Consider the following 20,424-nt stretch of genomic DNA (forward strand, 5'->3'; position numbering starts at 1 on the left):
ACTACCCCTCCAGAATTGCAACGCATGACCTCTGAGCGTAGCCGCTCATTGACTGAACAAGGCCGCAGTCTATCTCACCCTTCCTGATCCTTTCCACGATGCTGGCGAGCAGAAAGGCTCCCGTGGAGCCGTAGGCGTTAGTGCAGAGGGCACCCCCAGAATGGTTCACGTCTCCATTGTAGTCCCACCCCCTTCCCTCTTCCGCAAATCCAAGAGCCTCCAGAATCATGCAGTGGTAATCGGCAGTAAGATCGCAAATTTCAAGAGCTTCCACATCTCCCCTATCCTTTCCTGCCATTTTGAATGCCATCTCGGCACTTTTGGCTACAAAAGGAAGTTTCTGAAATTCTCTGTCGAAGTAGTAGTTTTCCAAACTCCAACCTAACCCGCTAACCCATACAGGGCTGTCGGTAAGCCTTCTTGCAACAGTTTCCTCAGCGAGAATAAAGGCAACGCATCCATCACACCACTCTGCAATCTCAAGCCGTCTTAGTGGTGAGGAAACGATTTCAGAGCTTAAAACGTCCTCTACTCTTACCTTATCCCTTACAAAGGCTCTGGGATTCTCTGACCCATTTTCCCTCTCCTTCACCACCACCTCAGCTATCTTTTCCTCATCAACACCATACCTCCTCCTGTAAGCGTAACTCTGCATGGCGAAAAATGCTGGAAGAGATAGGTTGAGGGGGCGGTGGAAGAAGGGGTCGAGGCTCTGCAGCTCAACAAGCTCAATCGGTGTTTCAGAACTGTGACCGAAAGCGAGGAGCATCGTTACATCCGACCTGTGCCTCAGCCTCATGCAGGCTAAAGGCAGGGCAAACAGGGCATCATCGCTCACCCTGATTTCGTGCCTCAGATACGCCCCTGCCGCTGGAGCGGTGTACATGTTTGAGATCGTTCTCCCCACTCCAAGATTGTCGTAACCGCCAAGGATGAAGCTGTCCACCTCCCCTCTTTCAATTCCCGCATCCTCCAGAGCCCTTTTCGCCGCTGTGAATGCAATATTGTAAAAGGGCTCCTTATGGATGCCAAACTCCGTAAAACCTACACCAACAATACCGATTCTCAAAAAATCACCTCCTGTACATCTCCTCAATAAATTTCTCGTACCGCTTCAAAATCACGTGTCTTCGCTTTTTCATCGTTGGAGTGACCTCTCCTTTCTCTATTGTGAAAGCCTCAGGCAACAGTTTAAACTTCTTAATCCTCTCATGAGCTGCGAATTTGCTGTTAACTTCTTCAACAATTCTACCGTAAATCTTCAAAATCTCTGGGTTCTCCACAAGCTTCTCGTCAACTGCAACAACTTCTTCTTCCCCGGAAATACCCCTCACAGTGCTCGTCTTGGTTCTGTCGTAGTCTATCTTACCTTCCTCGGCAATATTAATAAGCATTTCAAAGTTCGGAACTATTAAAGCAGTAATGTATGGCTTCCTGTCTCCAATAATGACGGCATCTGAGATGAGCGGATTTTTGAGCAGCTCCTCCTCTATGGGAATTGGGGAAACGTTTTTTCCTGTGTCAAGCACTATTATGTGCTTCTTCCTTCCGAGAAAAATGAGATAACCATCTTCATCAAACTCACCCAAATCACCAGTCTTCAACCACCCATCGGGAGTGAAAGCTTTTTTTGTTTCATCATCTTTCTTCCAGTAACCTTTCATCACGTTTTCTCCCTTAACGAGAATTTCTCCATCCTCCGCAATCGCCTCCTCCACACCTGGAATCGGGGGCCCTACTGTTCCGGGTTTGAACCTGCCCACCGGGTTGAGATTGGATGGCGCAGCGGTTTCTGTCATACCGTAACCCTCTATGACGGGGATACCCATTCCGTTGAACATGTAAGCCAGTTCCTTCTGGAGCTCTGCCGCAGAGGAACAGATGAACCTGACTCTCTGGAATCCCAGATTTTCTCTTATCTTGCTGTAGACGAGCTTGTCAGCCAAAAAACTCTTTAAGCTGAGCCATAATCCATATCCTTCTCCCCTGCTCATCATCCTCCCGTACTCTATCGCAACGTTTCTCGACCAGTAGAACAGTTTTTTAGCAAGCTTGGATGACTTCTCAACCCTTTCAATTATGCCCGCGTTAACCCTCTCAAGTATCCTCGGCACAACCACTAAGCCGACTGGTTTTACAGCCCTTGAGGTTTCAAGAAACTGCTGAGGAGTGCAGAAAACTGCTGTTGCAGCTCTTGAAATGCCCGCAAAGAAGACGAGCCGCTGGTAAACATGGCTGAGGGGGAGATAGCAGATGTGCGGTTCGCCGGGATAAAAAGGAGTGATGGACATCACGGATAAGGCATTAAATCTCCAGTTCCAGTGTGTGAGCATCGCACCTTTCGGCTCTCCGGTTGTTCCCGAAGTGTAAACTATGCTCGCCACGTCATCCGGCTTTATACTCCTCCACCTTTCCTCGTATTCCTCATCCGCTGCCTCTTCTCTGCTCAACTTGCTGATTTCATCAAGAAAAAACACCTCAACATCCTCTGGAAGGTTGTCAGCATACTTTTTCTCTGTGAAAACCAATTTGCTCTCTGAGTCTCTCAAAATATATTCAACCTGCTGTCGGTTAAGCACGCTGTGGACTGTTACGACAATCCCACCGGCAGTCAGAATTGCGAGGTCTGCTATCTCCCACTCGTATCTTGTGTCAGCGTAAATAGCCACTCTGTCTCCCTTTCTAAGCCCGTAGGAAATCAGAAACTTCGCCAGCTTTCCGACTCTACCACCGAACTCCCTGTAGCTGATGTACTTCAACTCTCCGTCACTCCAGTATCCAATTGCTGGCACATCTGAGTGGTCAGCAATTACGCTCCAGAACATCTTATTGAGTGTCTCCTTTCGCTCTACTTTGAGTTCCTCGCCTTTAGCTGTCTTTCTAACTCTTGTCATATCTCTAAATTCTGTAACTCCTCGGCATTCCGAGTATGTGCTCTGCTATGTAATTAAGAGCCATCTGCTGTGTTATTGGAGCCAATCGGAGCAGATTAACCTCTCTCCACCACCTCTCAACATCATACTCCTTGGCATATCCGTATCCACCGAAGGTCTGCATCGCCCAGTAAACTGCCTTGAGAGAATTCTCAACCGCCACAGCTTTAGCCATGTTTGCGGCATCCCCTATTTCTCTGAAAACTTCAGCCATCTCCACCCTTTTCTTCGGATCCTTCACATCCTCGCTCTTAAACTTTGTATCGTACAACCAAGCAGCCTTGTACATCATAAGCCGAGCGCACTCCAATGCTGCGTAAGCTTCAGCCAATGGAAACTGCAAGCCCTGATAGCTCCCAATTGGATCGGCAAAAACTTTCCTCTGCTTTGAATACTCAACCGCCTTGTTTATCGCCAGCTTTGCCCCGCCAACCGCACCTGCAGAAGCACTCATCCTCTCCGGATTCAGAACATCAAGCAGGAGATACCATCCCAAGTCCTTCTCGCCGAGAATGGCATCCTCCCCAACTCTCAGATTGTTTATGCTCACCTCACAGGTTTTTGAGAAGTTTATGGCGTGTTTTGGAATTGGGTTCCATTTAACCGCATCGTTTGGCAAATCTACCAGAAACAGTGTTATGCCGAGAGTTCTACGCGGAGCTTTTTCTGGAGGAGTTGTTCTCGCAACAAGAAGCATTCCCTTCGCCCTGTCAACTCCGCTGATGAAAATCTTGTTCCCGTTGATGATATACTCTTCTCCATCCTTTTCGGCAAAGGTCTTTATCCTGAGCGTGTTTGTCCCTGCATCAGGCTCAGTTAAGGCCATGCAGAACTCCATCTCACCTTTTGCAATTTTCGGCAAATACTTCTCCTTCTGCTCCTCCGTTCCGTATCTCACTATGGGCAATGCTCCGAAAACTTCAGTCAAAACGAAGTACCACACCCCACCAGCTCCACAGCCATTCGCTGCAAGCTCCTCCATCGCTATCAGCAGCTCGGTTATTCCGTAGCCTCCACCACCGTACTCCTCCGGAATCACTATGCCCATGAAGCCCGCATCGCTTATTGCCTTGAAGAACTCCTCAGCAAACTCCCCATTCTCCTCCTTCTCCCTCCAGTACTCAGGCGGGAAGTCCTTGGCTATGTCCCTTGCAGCGTTGGCAATCATCCTCTGCTCTTCGTTAAATTCAAAGTTCATGCTATCACCTTCTACTCCTTTTTCTTCACAGCCACCCTCAGAATGCAGTTCAGAACCACGTCTCCGGTCTGCTTAGCCAAGTTTGTCTCAATCTTCACGACTCCAAACTGCCCTCTGTCCTGTTTCTCCACAACCTTTACCCTCGCCTTTATCGTATCTCCAATAAAAACAGGATTGGTGAAGCGAAGTCTGTCAATGCCGTAAAAAGCAACCACAGTCTCCTCTAAAAAGCCGAGCCTCATCAGTAATCCGCTCATAATGGAGAGAGTCAGCAGTCCGTGGGCAATTCTCTGCCCGAAGATCGTGTTTTTTGCATACTCGGCATCAACATGTATGGGATTCCAGTCTCCAGTTAAGGCAGCGAACATCACAATATCAGCTTCTGTTACAGTTCTGCCGGCAGTCTCAAGCTCCATTCCCTCCTGAAAATCTTCAAAATACAGACTCTGCATTTAACTCTCCTCCAGCTGCTCCACGTAGGGCTTTGCAGCTTCAACAACCTTGAAAACGGCATCAGGATTCATGATGCTGTCCAGATTGACCGCCTTATCCACCTCCCATCCAAGGAGAATCTTTTTGGTCGGCACCTCCAGCTTCTTGTAGTTGAGTGTCATCGGAATGTCAGGAACCTGAATTATGTAGTCGGCAACAAAGTACGCTCCCAGGTTCTCCCTCAAAGCCTTGTTGATTTTTTCCTTAAGCTCCTCAGTAAGCTCCAATCCGTGTGCTAGGACTACGAACAGGAATATCTTGCCTTTCACCTCAACCACAAGGCTGTTTATCACTTCATCAAGCCCCTCGACAACCTTGTAGAAGTCGAGAGTGCCCATTCTGACTCCCTTTCTCTTAATCGTTGAGTCTGAGCGACCGAAGATTATTGCTGTCCCTCTGTCCGTGATCATCAGCCAGTCTCCATGCCACCAAACGCCTGGAAACATGCTGAAGTAGCTTTCTTTATACCAGCTGTAGCCCTCATCATTCCAGAAGTAGAGAGGCATTGACGGCATTGGCAGCTCTACAACAAGCTCCCCCACCTCGTTTATTACCGGCTTACCTTCGATGTTGTAGGCCTCAACTTTCGTTCCGAGCCACCTGCACTGCAGTTCTCCACTCCAGACTGGAAGAATTGGGCAGCCTCCAACAAAGCCCGTCATCACATCCGTTCCTCCACTTGAAGAACTCAGCCAGACGTCCTCTTTGACCTTCTTATAGACCCATTCAAATCCTTCAGGCGAGAGTGGGGCTGCAGTTGAGCCGATCATTTTAACACTGCTCAAATCGTATTGTGAGCTAGGCTGAAGTCCAAATTTCATGCATCCATGCAAGAAAGGAGCACTCGTTCCGAAGATGTTCAGTTTCTCCTTCTCACAGAGTTGCCACAATGGCTGAAGGAAGTTGTAAAGTGGACTTCCGTCGTAGAATACAATTGTAGCCCCAGCTAACAGACCACTCACAACGGTGTTCCACATCATCCAGGATGGTGGAGAGTACCAGAGGAACCTGTCTCCCTCCTTGAAGTCCATGTGGAAGGAACCCTTGAAGATCTCAACTGTAATCCCTCCATGCCCGTGCACAATTGACTTTGGAATTCCCGTAGTTCCTGAAGTGTAGAGAACCCAAAGCGGATGGTCAAAAGGCAAAGGCTCAAACGTCAGTTTCTCTTTTCTATCAACTGTCTCCTGCCAGTAGTGGACGGGAATGTTCAGCTTCAAATCGTGGGATTCATAGAGGTTAGGGACTAAAACAACCCTTTCAAGGCTCGGAATACCATTGGCAACCGTCTCTATGTCCTCAAGCTTGTTGAATTCCTTTCCGTTGTAAAAGTGTCCGTCAGATGCGATAAGAACCTTTGGATCAAGCTGCTTGAACCTGTCAATGACTGCTCTTGGCGCAACTTCACCACCAACAGCTGCCCATATTGCACCGATGCTTGCGGTTGCCAGCAATGCAACTACTGCTTCTGGCACCTGACTGCAGTAAGCAACAACTCTATCTCCCTTCTTAACTCCCATCTCCTTCAGCCAGGCTGCAAAGGCTGCAGTCTGCTTCTCCAGCTCACTCCAGCTAAAAGCCCTTCTCAACCCATCCTCCCTGACATATACAACCGCTTCACCCTCTCCAGCTTTTAAAAATGCGTGTTCAGCGTAGTTCAGCGTCGCTCCCTCAAACCACTTCGCTCCCGGCATCTTCCGCTCATCCAGCACAGTCTTGTAGTCGCTGTAACTCTTGACCTCAAAGAACTCCCAGATGCCCTCCCAGAAGTCTTCAAGCTTCTCCACCGACCAGTTCCAGAGATTCTTGTAGTTCTCAACATTCTCCCTCGCATTTTCCGAAACTACAAGGTCCAGTCCCTTGTTTGCGGAAAGCCATTCAGCGAACTCAGCCAGATTCGAGTTCTTTATGAAATCTGAATCTGGCTCCCACAAAATTTTCGGTTCCATAATCTCACCTATTTATAACATTTAATGAGCATATTTAAATCCATTATCATCTTAAAAAATGAATTTATGCTCAAGGTATGAGCATTATGGAAGCACTAAATCCTTGTACTTCTCCCTTATCGCTTTCTTGTTTATCTTGCCAACAGTTGTTCTTGGCATCTCCTCAACAACAAAAACCCTGTCGGGAAGCCACCACTTTGGAATCTTTCCCGTCTCAACGTAGTTCTGCGTCAGGAAGTCAATTATCTCCTTCTCGGTCACGTTCATTCCCGGTTTGGGAACAACCACTGCAATTGGCCTCTCACTCCACTTCTCACTCCTCGCAGCAACCACAGCAGCCTCTCCAACAGCAGGATGCTCCATAATCAGACCTTCAAGCCTAACCGAGCTTATCCACTCGCCACCGCTCTTTATCACATCCTTTGCCCTGTCAAGAATTAGAATGTAACCTTCTTCATCCCACACTCCCAGATCTCCTGTGTGGAACCAACCCTCACTGTCCCAGGATTCAGCGGTTTTCTCAGGATTCTTCCAGTAGCCCTCTGTTAAGCCCGGGCTGCGGATGAGAATCTCACCCATCGTTTTGAAGTCCCTCGGCACCTCCTTGCCCTCATCGTCAACGATTCTGACTTCAACAAAGGGGGCAGGCAGTCCAGCCTTGTTTAAGTACTCCACCTGCTTATCCCAGTCCCAGTCGAGCATGTGGTCCTTAAGCACCGCAAATGTGAAGCCCACCCCCTCAGACATCCCGAACGCCTCGATCATCTTGATTCCAAGCTGCCTCGCCCTCTCAAACAGTACTCTCTGCGGATGCTCACCATCACACACATACTTGAACTTTGACAGCGCATCCTTGTAGTTCTCCACCTCAGGATAGTCGAGGAGCATTTTCAGAAATACAGGAACTCCACCTGCATAAGTGACACCTTCGTTCTTAATGAGGTCGAGCATAACCTTCGGTTCGTATCTTCCTGGCAGAACTTGCTTCATTCCTAGCATTGTCGCCAGATACGGAAATGTCCAGCCCATTCCGTGGAAGAATGGAGGAATGTGCATGATCACATCTGTAGAACTCATTTTCGCTGGAGACTCGTTTACAGAAAGAGGAAGGCCGTTGATTATGCACTGCATTACAATCTGCCTGTGAGAGAAATATACAGCCTTGGGCAAGCCTGTTGTGCCTGAAGTAAAGTAGACGATTGCCGTCTCATTCTCATCAAGCTCTGGGAAGTCATAATCGGAGCCTTCTTTAATCAGATCTTCCCATATGTAAACTGGTTTCAAGCTGGTGTCAACCTTGTCCACATCGTCTCCTGTCACAATCCATCCTTTAACTGATGGGATGTGGGGTGCGAGTTTCTCTGCCAGCGGGAGAAATTCATCCCTTATCACAACAAAATCGTCTTCTACGTATCGCATTGTGTAAACTATTTCCTCTGGAGCCAGTCTCAAATTGATGCAGTGCAGAATGGAGCCCATCATAGGAATGGCGAACATCCCTTCCAGATACTGGTGGGTGTTCCAGTCAATGAAGGCAACCTTTGCTCCCTTAGCCCCTATGTTTTCGAGAGAGTTGGCTATTCTCTGCAATCTCTCATAAAATCTTTTGTAGGTGTACCTGTACACGTCTCTGTAGACTATCTCCTTGTTCGGATATGCATGCAGGGGGAAAAAGAGGGTTTTCTTAATTGAGAGGTTGTACCTCATACCACCACCTCATTTTTCTTGAATAATTATTTCATATGAGTATTCTTAAATACTTTATCATCACAGATAAGTTTTGAATGCTCAGAACTTGTTCATCAAATTGCACCGGTCAGAGTACATAGAAGCAAGGGTTCTTGGAGCATGTGGCTGAAGTCGTTCATTTTCGTGTGGGTAGATGTGCTCCTCGTGTGGCTGAAGGCAGAGTGTTGTGAAAAAGGAAAGGAATAATAACGACTTATATCATAGTCTTTTTTGTTACAAAACATAATTAAATTTTCGAATGGAAAATTTTTAAAGTTGCTAAATGAGGGAACATCATGCCAGAAATTCTGATGTACGGGCTGTCAACCTGCCCCCACTGCAAGAGAACCTTAGAATTTCTTAAGAAATCAGGAGCAGATTTTGAGGTTATATGGATTGATAAGCTGGAAGGGGAGGAGAGAAAGAAGGTTATAGAGAAAGTTCACAAGATATCCGGGAGTTATTCCGTGCCAGTCATCGTCAAAGGAAATAAACACGTTTTGGGCTACAACGAAGAGAAGCTCAGAGAGCTTCTCAGCAGTTAATGGTGGCATTATGGACGTGGAAGAATACCTCCGGATTTTCGAAAGGGTGGCTGAAAAGAGGGGCTGGAGAGTAAATCCAGACACAGAGCTTGTTAAGGATTTTGCAAGGGGTCTGATTGAGAACAAGAAAAATTACGGGATCGCAACCTGCCCATGCAGACTTGTAACAGGAAAGAAGGAAATAGACAGGCTAATAATCTGCCCGTGCGTTTATGCTGAAGAAGACATCAAGAAATACGGAAGGTGCTACTGCGGGCTTTATCTGAGCAGAGAGAAGGAGCCGGCTGACAGCCTTCCGGACAGGCACGCGAGATACTATCTGGAGATTTGAAAAAATACTACACGAAACTCGTTGGGGAGATTCTGGCTTTATAGTTGCATAAAGAGCTTTTAGGGCGATAAAGGGACAGAAGTTTCAGCATTTTTCGACTAATACATCCCAATACCGGAAAACCTGCTTCTTGCTTTGATTACTGGTTTGGTGGCAGCGATAGCCATACCGCTACTTGCAGCTTTCTATGCTCTCGTTAAGAGTTCTTGGAGTTTTCCTGCCTTTCTTTTTAAATACAACCATACACAAAAATATAAATCAAATCGATCTGAAAAAGAACTCATAGTCATTTACCTTTACCTTCAGATTGGCACCCCTGCTCACAGCGTAAACCTCCCACGGTTTTTCACCACAGCAGTAAACAGCAGGAGCCCTGTATCCAGTTTTCAAATCGCACATTGAGAGAAGGACGTATTCTCCTCTTTTTGAAACAATGTTTTTGGCGTATTTTTCAGCCTCCTCAAGGCTGACATCTTTTTTAAGATTTATTTTATTATCTCTTCCATATTCACGATTTTAACTTATGAAATATTAAAGCCTTTCCCATTATTTACTGCAAATCAAAAATTAAAACACATAAAAAATCAGCAGCGTGCATTTATGGTTGCTGCATTCTCAACACCTCATCGCATGTACAGATTCAATGCAGTCATCGCAACATTCAAGATAGAGCAGAAAGAAATTTTTCATGAGAGTTTCTTTTGATTCATGCCAACACCCGAAAATGATAAAAACAATACGCCGAACATATGTTCGATGAAGCTGCTGGAAGGAGTAATAATTATTGCTGCGATGCTGGTTCCGTTTGTGGCGATAAAAAGCCATGATATGACAACTTATCTGTACTGGACGGCTGTAGCGGCTGCATATCTGATATATATCACGATTAAGAGGTGGTGATAATGAACGTCTTTCTCTACGCATTCGCTGGATACGTAGTGCTCGGAACTGTGATTGCCCTGATGGCGATGAAGGGCTTGAAGACGCAGGAAGAGTACTACATTGCAGGGAGAAAAGTCAGCGGAGTTGTTTCAGCCCTCACCTATGCCGCAACTACTTACTCAGCCTTCATGATGGTCGGCCTCGTTGGGCTTAGCTATGCGAGCGGTGTAGGCGCTCTTGGATTCGAGCTTTTCTACCTTGTGGGCACACTTTTCCTCCTCTCATACTATGCCCCAAAAGTGTGGGAGATGGCGAAGGAGAGGGGCTACATCACTCCAGGAGACATGATTGCCGAAAGATACGGCAGAGAGGTTGCGGTTGTGATGTCTGTGGTGGCAACTATTGCCCTAATCCCTTACCTCTCCGTTCAGCTGATAGGAGTGGGGCTGATTCTGGACAAAACCTCCGCAATGAGCTTTTCTTACGGCATTGCGGCTTCTGCCATACTTATCGCTCTCTGGGCGTTTCTGGGTGGGTTGAGGGGTGTGGCATGGACGGATGCAATTCAGGGAGTTTTCATGCTGGTGATGGCACTCGCGGCAATTTACTGGGTTAATAGCAACGGTTTCGGCGACAAAAACTTCTTTGCAGAAGTCACAAGACTTGGAGAGCTGCTTGTCGTGCCAAACAGTGTCTGGACACCTGTAAGGTTCGTCTCTCTCACGCTCCCGTGGTTCTTCTTCGCTCTGACGAATCCGCAGGTTTTTCAGCGCCTGTACATCCCCAAGGACAGAGCATCGCTGAGAAGGATGGTTATACTCTTCGGCTTCTTCGGGTTGGTTTATACGGTAATAGTCACGCTCATCGGCCTTGAACTGAGAACAATGACCGAGATGGGGGCTTTCCCGAGGGTTGAGGACAGGGATGCGGTAACGCCAACCTTACTCGGCTTAATGCCTCCTTTGCTTGGAGCGGCAATTTCTCTCAGCATCTTTGCAGCAGCAATAACAACAGCCAACTCCATTGTTTTGACGCTCTCCTCGATGCTTTCAAGAGACCTGTTCGGGAGCGAGAGAGTTGGGACAGGGAGAGTTATAATTGTCTTCCTTACACTCGCCCTGACCTTGTTCGCGTACTCAAGGCCGAATTACATAGTGGAGCTTAGCGTTCTTAGCTCAACGATTCTCCTCGCCCAGCTTCCGCTGATTCTCGGAGTTTTCCACTTCAAAGGAGGGGCAAAAGTTGCGGGAATTTCAACGCTCCTCGCAGGTTTTACAACCGCAGTAGTGCTGAGCTTTGCAAAACTCTCACCGCTTGGAATCCCTGCATCAGTCTGGACATTCATCGTTTCGTTCGTAGTGTTCTTTGCAGCTTCAAGACTTGACAGATGACTTCCAGACTCTCGGATAAACGCCCCTCTCCATCAAGACTCTCTGAATGTCAGCAGCCACACCCTTCTTTAGCCTGTAAATGTCCTCAGCATCCATCAGAGCCCTGCCAATCGCCACCAGCTCGTTTTTCAGCGTGAAGATTGCGACGGTGCTGTCCTTTCTAACGTTTTTCTCAACGTATGCCACTCCCCTCACAGACAGATTCGCTCCGTGGCATATCGCATCGACTGCTGAATCCTTGATTACGATTTTTGGTAAATCAGCAGCAGCGACCTCCATGGGCTTTATTATCTCTCTGAGGTACTTCTCTTCCCCCTCTTCCTTCCAGAAAATGTAAGCGTCAAGCAAATCCTGCAGAGTGTAGCACATATCTTCTCCAAACCTGCCAGTCCTCGTCCTCCTCAGCTCCTGCATGTGTGCTCCAGTTCCGAGAATCTCTCCGATGTCCCTGCAGAGCTTTCTGATGTATGTTCCTGACTCGGTAACGACTCTGAAAAGGATATCTCTTCCCTCCATTTCCAGAAGCTCGATTTCGTAAATCTCTCTTATCCTCAGCACCTTTTTTACGGCCGATTTTAGAGGGGGACGCTGGTAAATTCTCCCGACAAATTTTTTCATCACTCTCTCGACGTCTTCTCTTTTTGCATCTCCATGTAGTCTCATGAGACAAACGTATTCCTTGCTCGACTCCTGAAGGAACTTGACCATTTTGGTGGCGTTTTCGATGAAAATTGGGAGAACACCTGTAACCCTCGGGTCGAGAGTGCCGGCATGCCCGGTTTTGCTGACGTTTAGAATTTTCCTGACCCAGACGACAACTTCATGACTGCTCGGCCCCATTGGCTTGTCAATGCATACTAGCCCCTTCCTGATGTACTCCTCTATCGGCCTCTTTGTGGGGTAGCAGCCGTAATTCTCATCGGTGCTCGCGTCATCCTTGATGTAGTAGTTTTCCAGCTTCACATTTCCCTTAGTTTCCCGCAACTTTTTAACCTTTTAGTCGACCGGATTTTTGGGGAATAAAACGGTTTTAGTGTTCTTACTTATCCTTTCAAAGCTCACCACATATAACCGCACCAGCGAAACCAGTAATCGAAAACATTTTAAATGCTATTTTTGTAAAGCCAACGTGAAGTTCAAGTGCGTCCTCTACACTTGGGATGAAATTCGAGAGCTATGCAAAGAGCTTGCCTTGAAGGTTAGGGAAAGCGGTTACAAACCCGATGCTGTCGTGGCCATTGCAAGAGGTGGCTGGGTTCCTGCTAGGATTGTTTGTGATTATTTAGATATCAGGGAGCTTTACAGTGTTAAAACAGAGCACTGGGATGTAGCACAGAGAAGAGAGGAGGCCAAAATTACTCAGCCGCTGAATGTTGATGTAAGCGGCAAGAAAGTTCTCATCGTTGACGACGTTGCCGATACGGGAGAGACGATCAAGGTAGTTGTAGACCACGTGAGCCAGTACAATCCTGCTGAGATTAGAGTGGCGGTTGTGGACTACAAAAGCACGTCGAAGTTCGTTCCCGACTACTACGCTGCCAAGATGGAGGCTTGGAGGTGGATAGTCTATCCTTGGAGCGTTAAGGAGGAGTTAAGAGAGCTGATTGACAAGGTAAATGCCAAAACCGTTGATGAAGCTGTCAAAGCTCTCAAGGAGGAGTTTGATCTGGAAGTTGATGAGGAACTCGTGAGGGATGTCCTCACCGACTGCTGATATCAACAAGCTGAGAAAGATTATCGAGGTCGCGAGAGGCGACAGAAGGGCTGAGTTTGTTATTAAAAACGCTCAAATTGTTGATTTAATCAATGAAGAGATTTTTAGCGGAGATATTGCCATAGCCGAGGGATTTGTAGCCGGGGTTGGGAGTTACTCCGGTATTGAGGAGCTTGAGGCCTCAGGCTTAATTGCCGTGCCGGGTTTGATTGATGCCCACACTCACGTTGAGATGTCGATGCTCACAATTACAGAGTTTGCGAGGCTTGTTGTGCCCCGCGGAACGACAGCAGTTGTCGCCGACCCCCATGAGATTGCCAATGTTCTTGGGAAAGAGGGAGTAAGGCTGATGATTCATGAAGCGAGGCAAAGCCCGCTAAGGTTCTACTGCATGGTGCCATCATGCGTCCCCTCTTCTCCCCTCGAAACTTCAGGGGCGAAAATAGGTGTCGAGGAAATCAGGGAGCTCCTGCAGGAGGATGAGGTTCTTGGACTTGCTGAGATGATGAATTTTCCGGGTGTAATTGATGCTGAAGAAGAAGTACTTCAGAAAATCGTTCTGGCAAAGCTTGTGGATGGACATGCCCCGGGTGTGAGGGGGAAGAGGTTAAACGCTTACATTGCTGCTGGCATCTCTTCAGACCACGAAACAACTGCAATAGACGAGGCAAAGGAGAAGCTCAGACTTGGCATGTGGGTGATGATAAGGGAAGGCTCTGCAGCGAGAAATCTCTCAGCCCTGAAGAATGTGGCAGGAAACAGACACACAATGCTTGTAACTGACGGCGACAGGAGTGTGAAGGACATTGTGGAGGAAGGTTATCTCGACCATGTTTTCAGAAGAGCGATTGAGGAGGGTGTGGACGAGATTAAAGCCCTGCAAATGCTCACAATGAATCCGGCAGAGTACTTCGGAATCAACGCAGGTCTGATCTCTCCCTCCCGACTGGCTGATATTGTGCTACTCAAAGACCTGAGGAAATTTGAGGTCAAGAAGGTCTTTGTGGGAGGAAAAAGACCGGAATTCAGGAGCTATTCTCATCCTGAGTGGGCGAAGAGGATGGTCAATGCCAGAAAAATAACTCCTGAGAGCCTTAAAATTGAAGGGGGGAAAGTGAGAGTTATCGAGGTCTATGACGGGGAGATAGTGACTGGCGAGAGTGTGGAGAACGTTCAGGGTGTTGATGTAGAGCGCGACATTCTGAAGGCAGTTGTGGTTGAGAGGCACAGGGGAAGTGGGAGGATTGGAAAGGCCTACGTCAGGGGCTTTGGATTGAAGAGGGGTGCAATAGCCCAGAGCATAGCCCATGACGCCCACAACATCGTGAGCGTGGGTGCTGACGACATCAGCATATGCGAGGCTGTGAACAGAGTTATAGAACTGCAGGGAGGGATAGTTGTTGCAGATTCTGAAATAAAAGCGGAGTTGGCCCTGCCAGTTGCCGGGATAATGACCGACGAGAAGGCCGAAGCTGTAATTGAGAAGCTAACGAAAGTTGAGGATGAAATCAGAAAGCTGGGATGCAGGCTAAAATCTCCGATAATAACACTCTCATTCATCGCACTCCCGGTAATTCCAAAATTGAAGCTAACAGACCTCGGACTGGTGGACGTTGAAGCCTTCAAAGTTGTTGACCTGCATACCGATTAACGCAGTCAATCTCAGGAGAGTACATCTTTATGTCGATTACAGGTGAGTTATCGAGAGCATCCAGCCATCTGACCTTCAGCCTGTTTCTCTCAACTTCAAGAACCTCTACAACGCAGAATCCTATCGGGTTTGGCCTGCTCGGAGAGCGGGTGGTGAAAACTCCCCTTTCCTCACTCTCGCCCGGCGGTATTACTCTCAGCTTTTCTCTGCTTGCTCTGTCCATCCAGTAGAGGACGATTAGATACCGGAAATTCTCGATTTTGTACAGTCCATCCGCATACTCATCGAAGATTACTATTTCGGACACGGCATCCGAGAACCTTCCCTGCCTCGGAGCATCACTCTGGGTTTTGAAGGGCGACTTAACAACTCCAATAGGTTTGAGGTCCATATTTCGGCTCTCTCAAAAGTTTTTTATTCTTTTTTGAGCAAACACAGAGAGATGAAAATCATAATAATGGCAGGTGGTTACGCAACGAGGCTCTGGCCGATAACCAAGACCAAGGCTAAGCCCCTACTTCCAGTTGGAACCAAGAGAATAGTCGACCACGTTTACGAGAAGGTGCTGAAGTTCAATTCGCCCATTCTGCTGTCCACAAACAAGAGGTTTGAGGAAGATTTCAGGAAGTGGGCTGAGGGAAAGGACGTTGAAGTGGTTGTTGAGGACACCATGAGGGAGGAGGAAAAGCTGGGGGCTGTTAAGGCACTCGCTCAGGTTGTTGAGAATATTGATGACGATTTCCTGGTCGTTGCTGGAGACAACATTTTCTCCTTCGACCTCAATCCGCTTGTAGAGCTTTTCAGGGAGAAAAAAGCACCCGTCACGGCCCTCTACGATGTCGGAGATTACGAGCTGGCTAAAAGGTATGGTGTGGCGGAGCTTGAGGAAGAAATCGTAAGGAAGTTCTACGAGAAACCTGAAAAACCACCTTCCACGCTCGTTGGGATAGCCATATACGCCTTTCCGAAAGAGATTGCCGAGATACTTGTTGAATATGTCGGTGGAAATGAAAAGAGCGATAATCTCGGAGACTTTCTCAGCTTCCTCTGCCAGAAAATGGATGTATACGGATGTATTTTCAACAACGGAAACTGGTACGATGTTGGAAATCCCGATTCCTATATCGAGGCTTTCAAGTTCTACACAGACAGTTCTGTCCACGAGTCGGTTGAAATCGCGAAGGCGGCCAAGATAATAGAGCCAGTTGTGATAGAGAAGGATGTTGTGATAAAGGGCAGGTCAATAGTGGGGCCTTACGCGTACATCGGTGAGGGTTGCGAGATCGATTCCTCGGATGTTAGCGAGAGTGTGGTTTTCTCAAAGACCGTTTTGAAGAGGGTTAGGCTCTGGAGGAGCATAATCGACGACGATTGTGAAATAAGAAACATTGAGCTGAGCGGGTCTATAATAGGCGGTCACGCAAAAATCCAGAGGGGATGAAAGCTGCGATAATCGACGGATACGTTGACGAACCCTCCTGCCTCGGAGTTCCCCCTTACGTCGCTCCTTATCCGAGATACATATACGGAATGCTGAAATCTGCCGGTTTTGAGCCAAAGTACTTCACCATCGACTACCTGAGAGAACATCCAGAGGTGATTGAGAAGCTCAAAAGCTTTGATTTGGCCGTAATCATTGCGGGTATAGCCGTTCCCGGCAAATATCTTGGGGGGAAGCCTTTAAGCAAGAAGGAGCTTTTTTCGATGAATGTTGCGAGGAGAAACATACTCGTCGGACCCATAACCCTGGAACTTTCAGATAAAGACCGAAGAATGCTCGAAGACGTTGAAGTTGAAGTCTTAGATTTCCCATTCGAAAAAAGGCTATTTGAAAAGCTTGAAGGGAAGAAATTCGACCTGAATGCTTTTGCTGTTCGTGGAGCAGAGGTGGTAAGGCAGCATCCCGATTTTCCGCACATCATCTGCGAGATCGAGACCTACAGGGGATGCTACTGGGGCAGATGCAGCTTCTGCATCGAAAGAGTCCACAAGCTGTGGTTCCGCAGTCCAGAAGACGTTCTGAAGGAGATAAAGGCTCTTTACGATTGTGGAGTGAGGTACTTCCGTCTCGGCAGACAGACGGACTTTTTCAGCTTTTTGGGCGAGTTTGAGGAAGGCGTACCAAAACCGAATCCCGAAGAAATGAAGAAGTTTCACAGGGCCATATGGGATCTATGCCCGAAAATAAAAACCCTCCATCTTGACAACGTGAATCCGAAAACGATAGCCGAGCATCCGGAAGAATCTGCTGAAATCATCAAGACGATTGTGATGTATCAGACTCCAGGAAATGTTGCAGCGATGGGGCTTGAGAGTGCTGATGAGAGAGTTGTGAGGAAAAACAGCCTCGCAGCTACTCCAGAGGAGGTCATGTTCGCCATTGAGCTTATCAACAAGTACGGCAGACACCCCTCCTACAACGGCCTTCCGTACTTCCTGCCGGGAATAAACTTCGTGATAGGGCTGAAAGGCGAGACAAAAGAAACTTTCGAGATAAACTATGAGTTCCTTGAGGAGGTCATGAAAAGAAACCTTCTGCTGAGGAGGATCAACATAAGGCAGGTTAAGATTTTCCCGGGAACTCCTATGGAGAAAGAGGGTGACAGAAGGCTGAAGAAGCACAGAAAGGAGTTTCTTAGCTTCAAAAACAGAGTCAGAGAGAATGTAGACACTCCAATGCTCGAAAAAATGCTACCGAAGGGAAGGAAAATAACTGATCTGAGGGTGGAGGTTGAAGGGAAAATAAGCTACGCAAGGCAGCTTGCCACCTACCCAATTCTTGTAGGACTGGTTGGAATGTATCCCAGAAACCTCTATGTTGACGCCAGAGTTGTTGACTACGGCCATAGGAGCATCACAGCTGTTGAAGCAGACCTTGACGTGAACAAAGCCACCTTGGAGCAGCTTGAGCTTCTGCTGGGAAAAGTTGGTCGTGAAGTTTATATTCGGAGACCCATAGGAAGTGATGCTGAACTTGAAACAATAGCTGGAAGGGAAGCCCTGCTTTACCTCAAAGTTGGTTGAGGATAATTAACGACTGATTTCATTAAACTCTCAGCAGTGAATATGATTCAATTGTAAATAAAAAAAATTGAGAATGGTAAAAGCTTTATACGGAGAGGAATAAGGCAAATCTGGTGGTTGAATGAATATCTTTGAAAATATTTTGAGTTCAGCGACAATATTTAAAAATAGAGACGTTTTAAGGCATAGTTACACTCCAGAAAAGCTTCCACACAGGGAGGAGCAGATCAATCAGCTTGCGTTACTGCTCTCCCCGATGCTTAGAGGTGGTACACCTTCAAACATTTTCATTTATGGAAAAACCGGAACGGGAAAAACGGCTACTGTGCTTTTCGTGGGCAGACAGCTTGAGGAAGCGAGCAAGAAGGCCAGGCTCAACGTTGCTGTGCACTACATAAACTGCGAGATTGTAGATACAGCCTACAGAGTTCTAGCCAGCCTTGCAAGGAAGTTTGGAAGCAACGTCCCAATGACAGGCTGGCCTACGGATCAGGTCTATGATGAGGTGAAGAAGGTTCTTGAAAGGAGAGGTGCGAGAGTACTCGTTATTCTCGACGAGATCGACAAGCTCGTGAAGAAAGCGGAGGAGGCTCTGTATGGTCTGACAAGGATAAACTCGGAGCTTGAGAAGTCGAGCATATGTCTCATAGGGATATCAAACAATCTGAAGTTTAAGGAATACTTAGACGCGAGGGTTTTGAGCTCGCTCAGTGAGGAAGAAATTGTTTTCCCTCCATACAATGCCGAGCAGCTTGAGGATATCCTTCAGCAGAGAGCAAAGCTGGCCTTTGAAGATGGAGTGCTTGAAGAAGGTGTGATTCAGCTCTGTGCTGCAATAGCTGCTCAAGAGCATGGAGACGCGAGAAAAGCGCTTGATTTGCTGAGGGTGAGTGCTGAGATTGCTGAGAGGGAGAGGGACAGCATGGTGAGAGTTGAGCATGTTAAAAAGGCAGTGAGGAAGATTGAGACAGACTACATGATTGAGACTGTCAGAACCCTTCCCGTGCACAGCAAGATTCTGCTGTACAGCATGTCTCTAATCTCGGAGAACACACCGAAGTTCACAACAGGAGAAGTATATTGCGTTTACAAAAAGCTCTGCAATAAGGTAGGGATTAACCCCCTCACTCAGAGGAGGATAAGCGACCTGATTTCTGAACTGGACATGCTGGGTGTGCTTAACTCTGTTGTGATATCAAAGGGTAGATATGGAAGAACGAGAGAGATGAAGCTTGAAGCCGATAGAAAAACTCTGAGAAAAGCTCTGGAAGAGGACTATAGACTTCAAAATCTGCGTAAGTTTGAAGGGGAGTTGAAGAAGTTTGCAAACCTCAACCTTTTCCAGTTTTAGAAAGCTTTTTATTTTCTTTAACCAACCACTTTTTACCCCGGCGTGCCCGCCAGCCATGCGTTCCCTGAACAGTGAGGGGAATTCCACTTGGCGGGCTACAGTTTTCAATTTTAGTTCTTTGCATAACATCCGAGAGGTTTGCCCTCGAAGATTGCTGTAAGGCAGAGGTTGCAGGATTTGCAGTCTGAAGCATCTACCTCTCCTTCCATCATCTTCCTCGGAAGGTAGGGGTCTCTGATCAGCGGTCTGGACATCGAAACGAATTCAACCTTTTTAAGGAGTATTTCAGCAGTCTTTCTGCTCTTTATCCCGCCGACACACATAACGGGGATGCTTACGGCATCCTTTATTTTGAAGGCATAGTCCTTGAAGTAAGCCTCTCCGCTCTTCGCCACCTTCTGACTTACAACATTATAGCGATTGTGGTAGATTGACTCGTACATCCCGCCGCTAACCTCAATTGCCTCAAATCCTGCGTCATCGAGCAGCTTTGCTATCCTCACAGCCTCATCAACCTCAAGCCCTCCCGGAACGAAGTCGCAGGCGTTCATCTTGATCATCACAGGAATTCTGCTTTTCTCTCTAATTCTTTCAAAAATGTCGAGCAGAATTTTTGCCCTCTCCTTACCATACTCATCCTTTCTTCTGTTGGTGTGTGGAGATATGAACTCGCTCAACAGGTAACCGTGGGCTGCATGAAGCTGAATGGCATCAAAGCCAGCTTTCTCAGCCCTCAAAGCAGCATTGACAAATGCCTCGATTACTCTCTCGATATCCTCCTTAGTCATCTCTCTTGGCTCAACGCCCGTGTAGGGGTCCCTTACAGCTGAAGGGGCGATTGCGTTGCCGAGTATTGTTTGTCTTCCTGCGTGAGCAAGCTGTGCAACAAAAACGACGTCATTCGCAACATTCTTCACCTCTTCAACGAGCCTTCTCAGTCCATCAATATGCCTATCCTCACTGATGCCCGTCATCTTGTATGAAGCCCTTCCATCTTCGCTTACGAACATGTAGCCGGTAATAATCGTGCCAGCTCCACCTTCCGCTAGCTTCTTGTAAAGCTCTATCAGCTCATCAGTCACAAATCCTTCCTTGGTGGCCATGGACTCAGCTGTTGCCGACCTCACGAGTCGGTTCTTCATTTTCAGATTTTCGGTTTCTGCTGGTGTGAAAAGCATGATACATTTGTTGAATATTAATTGAAAAAATTTCCGTTTTATTGTCTGTGTTAATTC

19 protein-coding genes are annotated in these 20,424 nt (G+C 47.3%); 9 read left to right on the forward strand and 10 right to left on the reverse strand.

The features are described 5' to 3' along the window. Nucleotide 1: 1 nt before the first annotated feature. The 6 genes from H0Z19_RS04785 to H0Z19_RS04810 form a co-directional block, all read right to left on the reverse strand. Nucleotides 2-1,069 (reverse strand): thiolase family protein, encoded by a 1,068-nt coding sequence (locus tag H0Z19_RS04785; RefSeq protein WP_290724367.1) that lies wholly within the window; start codon nt 1,067-1,069, stop codon nt 2-4. A 4-nt stretch (nt 1,070-1,073) separates the two neighbouring features. Continuing rightward, a complete protein-coding gene (locus tag H0Z19_RS04790) occupies nt 1,074-2,894 on the reverse strand; it encodes a long-chain fatty acid--CoA ligase (RefSeq protein WP_290724369.1) in 1,821 nt (606 codons plus the stop codon). Nucleotides 2,895-2,898: 4 nt separating this feature from the next. Next, nucleotides 2,899-4,131, reverse strand: a complete 1,233-nt coding sequence (locus H0Z19_RS04795) for an acyl-CoA dehydrogenase family protein (protein WP_290724370.1) — start codon at nt 4,129-4,131, stop codon at nt 2,899-2,901. A gap of 11 nt (nt 4,132-4,142) precedes the next feature. Beyond that, a complete protein-coding gene (locus tag H0Z19_RS04800) occupies nt 4,143-4,583 on the reverse strand; it encodes a MaoC/PaaZ C-terminal domain-containing protein (RefSeq protein ID WP_290724372.1) in 441 nt (146 codons plus the stop codon). Next, nucleotides 4,584-6,572, reverse strand: coding sequence for an acetoacetate--CoA ligase (locus H0Z19_RS04805; RefSeq protein WP_290724374.1), 1,989 nt, complete (start codon nt 6,570-6,572; stop codon nt 4,584-4,586). It abuts the gene before it with no gap. A gap of 84 nt (nt 6,573-6,656) precedes the next feature. Continuing rightward, on the reverse strand, nt 6,657-8,279 hold the full coding sequence (locus tag H0Z19_RS04810) for a long-chain-fatty-acid--CoA ligase (protein WP_290724376.1): 1,623 nt from the start codon (nt 8,277-8,279) through the stop codon (nt 6,657-6,659). Between the two features lie 317 nt (nt 8,280-8,596). Here H0Z19_RS04810 and H0Z19_RS04815 point away from each other — a divergent pair, with 317 nt between their 5' ends. Both H0Z19_RS04815 and H0Z19_RS04820 read left to right on the forward strand, forming a co-directional pair. Then, complete coding sequence (locus tag H0Z19_RS04815; protein WP_290724377.1) at nt 8,597-8,845, forward strand: glutaredoxin family protein; 249 nt, start codon at nt 8,597-8,599, stop codon at nt 8,843-8,845. 10 nt (nt 8,846-8,855) lie between these two features. Then, nucleotides 8,856-9,176, forward strand: coding sequence for a ferredoxin-thioredoxin reductase catalytic domain-containing protein (locus H0Z19_RS04820; RefSeq protein ID WP_290724378.1), 321 nt, complete (start codon nt 8,856-8,858; stop codon nt 9,174-9,176). A gap of 258 nt (nt 9,177-9,434) precedes the next feature. Here H0Z19_RS04820 and H0Z19_RS04825 read toward each other — a convergent pair whose 3' ends face one another. Then, the gene (locus H0Z19_RS04825) at nt 9,435-9,665 is read right to left on the reverse strand and encodes an AF1514 family protein (RefSeq protein ID WP_290724406.1); all 231 of its coding nucleotides are present in this window, start codon (nt 9,663-9,665) and stop codon (nt 9,435-9,437) included. 267 nt (nt 9,666-9,932) lie between these two features. Here H0Z19_RS04825 and H0Z19_RS04830 point away from each other — a divergent pair, with 267 nt between their 5' ends. Both H0Z19_RS04830 and H0Z19_RS04835 read left to right on the forward strand, forming a co-directional pair. Next, complete coding sequence (locus H0Z19_RS04830) at nt 9,933-10,076, forward strand: hypothetical protein (protein ID WP_290724379.1); 144 nt, start codon at nt 9,933-9,935, stop codon at nt 10,074-10,076. A 2-nt stretch (nt 10,077-10,078) separates the two neighbouring features. Continuing rightward, nucleotides 10,079-11,449: a sodium:solute symporter family protein gene (locus H0Z19_RS04835; RefSeq protein ID WP_290724380.1), complete on the forward strand. Its 1,371-nt coding sequence runs from the start codon at nt 10,079-10,081 to the stop codon at nt 11,447-11,449. Here the strand turns inward: H0Z19_RS04835 and H0Z19_RS04840 are convergent. Then, a complete protein-coding gene (locus tag H0Z19_RS04840; RefSeq protein WP_290724381.1) occupies nt 11,432-12,412 on the reverse strand; it encodes an RNA-guided pseudouridylation complex pseudouridine synthase subunit Cbf5 in 981 nt (326 codons plus the stop codon). The genes H0Z19_RS04835 and H0Z19_RS04840 overlap by 18 nt on opposite strands. 166 nt (nt 12,413-12,578) lie before the next feature. Between H0Z19_RS04840 and H0Z19_RS04845 the strand changes: the two genes are divergently transcribed. Next, nucleotides 12,579-13,163 (forward strand): phosphoribosyltransferase, encoded by a 585-nt coding sequence (locus tag H0Z19_RS04845; RefSeq protein WP_290724382.1) that lies wholly within the window; start codon nt 12,579-12,581, stop codon nt 13,161-13,163. Beyond that, entirely contained in the window at nt 13,144-14,814 is a 1,671-nt protein-coding gene (gene ade, locus H0Z19_RS04850; protein WP_290724383.1) for an adenine deaminase, read from the forward strand. Before H0Z19_RS04845 ends, ade begins: the two co-directional genes overlap by 20 nt. Here the strand turns inward: ade and tsaA are convergent. Further along, on the reverse strand, nt 14,786-15,205 hold the full coding sequence (gene tsaA, locus H0Z19_RS04855) for a tRNA (N6-threonylcarbamoyladenosine(37)-N6)-methyltransferase TrmO (protein WP_290724384.1): 420 nt from the start codon (nt 15,203-15,205) through the stop codon (nt 14,786-14,788). The two genes, ade and tsaA, sit on opposite strands and share 29 nt — an antisense overlap. A gap of 51 nt (nt 15,206-15,256) precedes the next feature. Between tsaA and H0Z19_RS04860 the strand changes: the two genes are divergently transcribed. From H0Z19_RS04860 to H0Z19_RS04870, 3 genes are all read left to right on the forward strand, one after another. Continuing rightward, nucleotides 15,257-16,255: an NDP-sugar synthase gene (locus H0Z19_RS04860; RefSeq protein ID WP_290724385.1), complete on the forward strand. Its 999-nt coding sequence runs from the start codon at nt 15,257-15,259 to the stop codon at nt 16,253-16,255. After that, nucleotides 16,252-17,838, forward strand: coding sequence for a radical SAM protein (locus H0Z19_RS04865; RefSeq protein WP_290724386.1), 1,587 nt, complete (start codon nt 16,252-16,254; stop codon nt 17,836-17,838). The genes H0Z19_RS04860 and H0Z19_RS04865 overlap by 4 nt, the downstream gene beginning before the upstream one ends. A gap of 121 nt (nt 17,839-17,959) precedes the next feature. Continuing rightward, nucleotides 17,960-19,189, forward strand: coding sequence for an ORC1-type DNA replication protein (locus H0Z19_RS04870; protein WP_290724387.1), 1,230 nt, complete (start codon nt 17,960-17,962; stop codon nt 19,187-19,189). A gap of 110 nt (nt 19,190-19,299) precedes the next feature. On the opposite strand, the gene H0Z19_RS04875 is transcribed toward H0Z19_RS04870, so the two are convergent. Continuing rightward, nucleotides 19,300-20,367: an NADH:flavin oxidoreductase gene (locus H0Z19_RS04875; RefSeq protein WP_290724388.1), complete on the reverse strand. Its 1,068-nt coding sequence runs from the start codon at nt 20,365-20,367 to the stop codon at nt 19,300-19,302. Nucleotides 20,368-20,424: the final 57 nt, after the last annotated feature.

The organism is Archaeoglobus sp., assembly GCF_017656475.1.
Classification (GTDB): domain Archaea; phylum Halobacteriota; class Archaeoglobi; order Archaeoglobales; family Archaeoglobaceae; genus Archaeoglobus.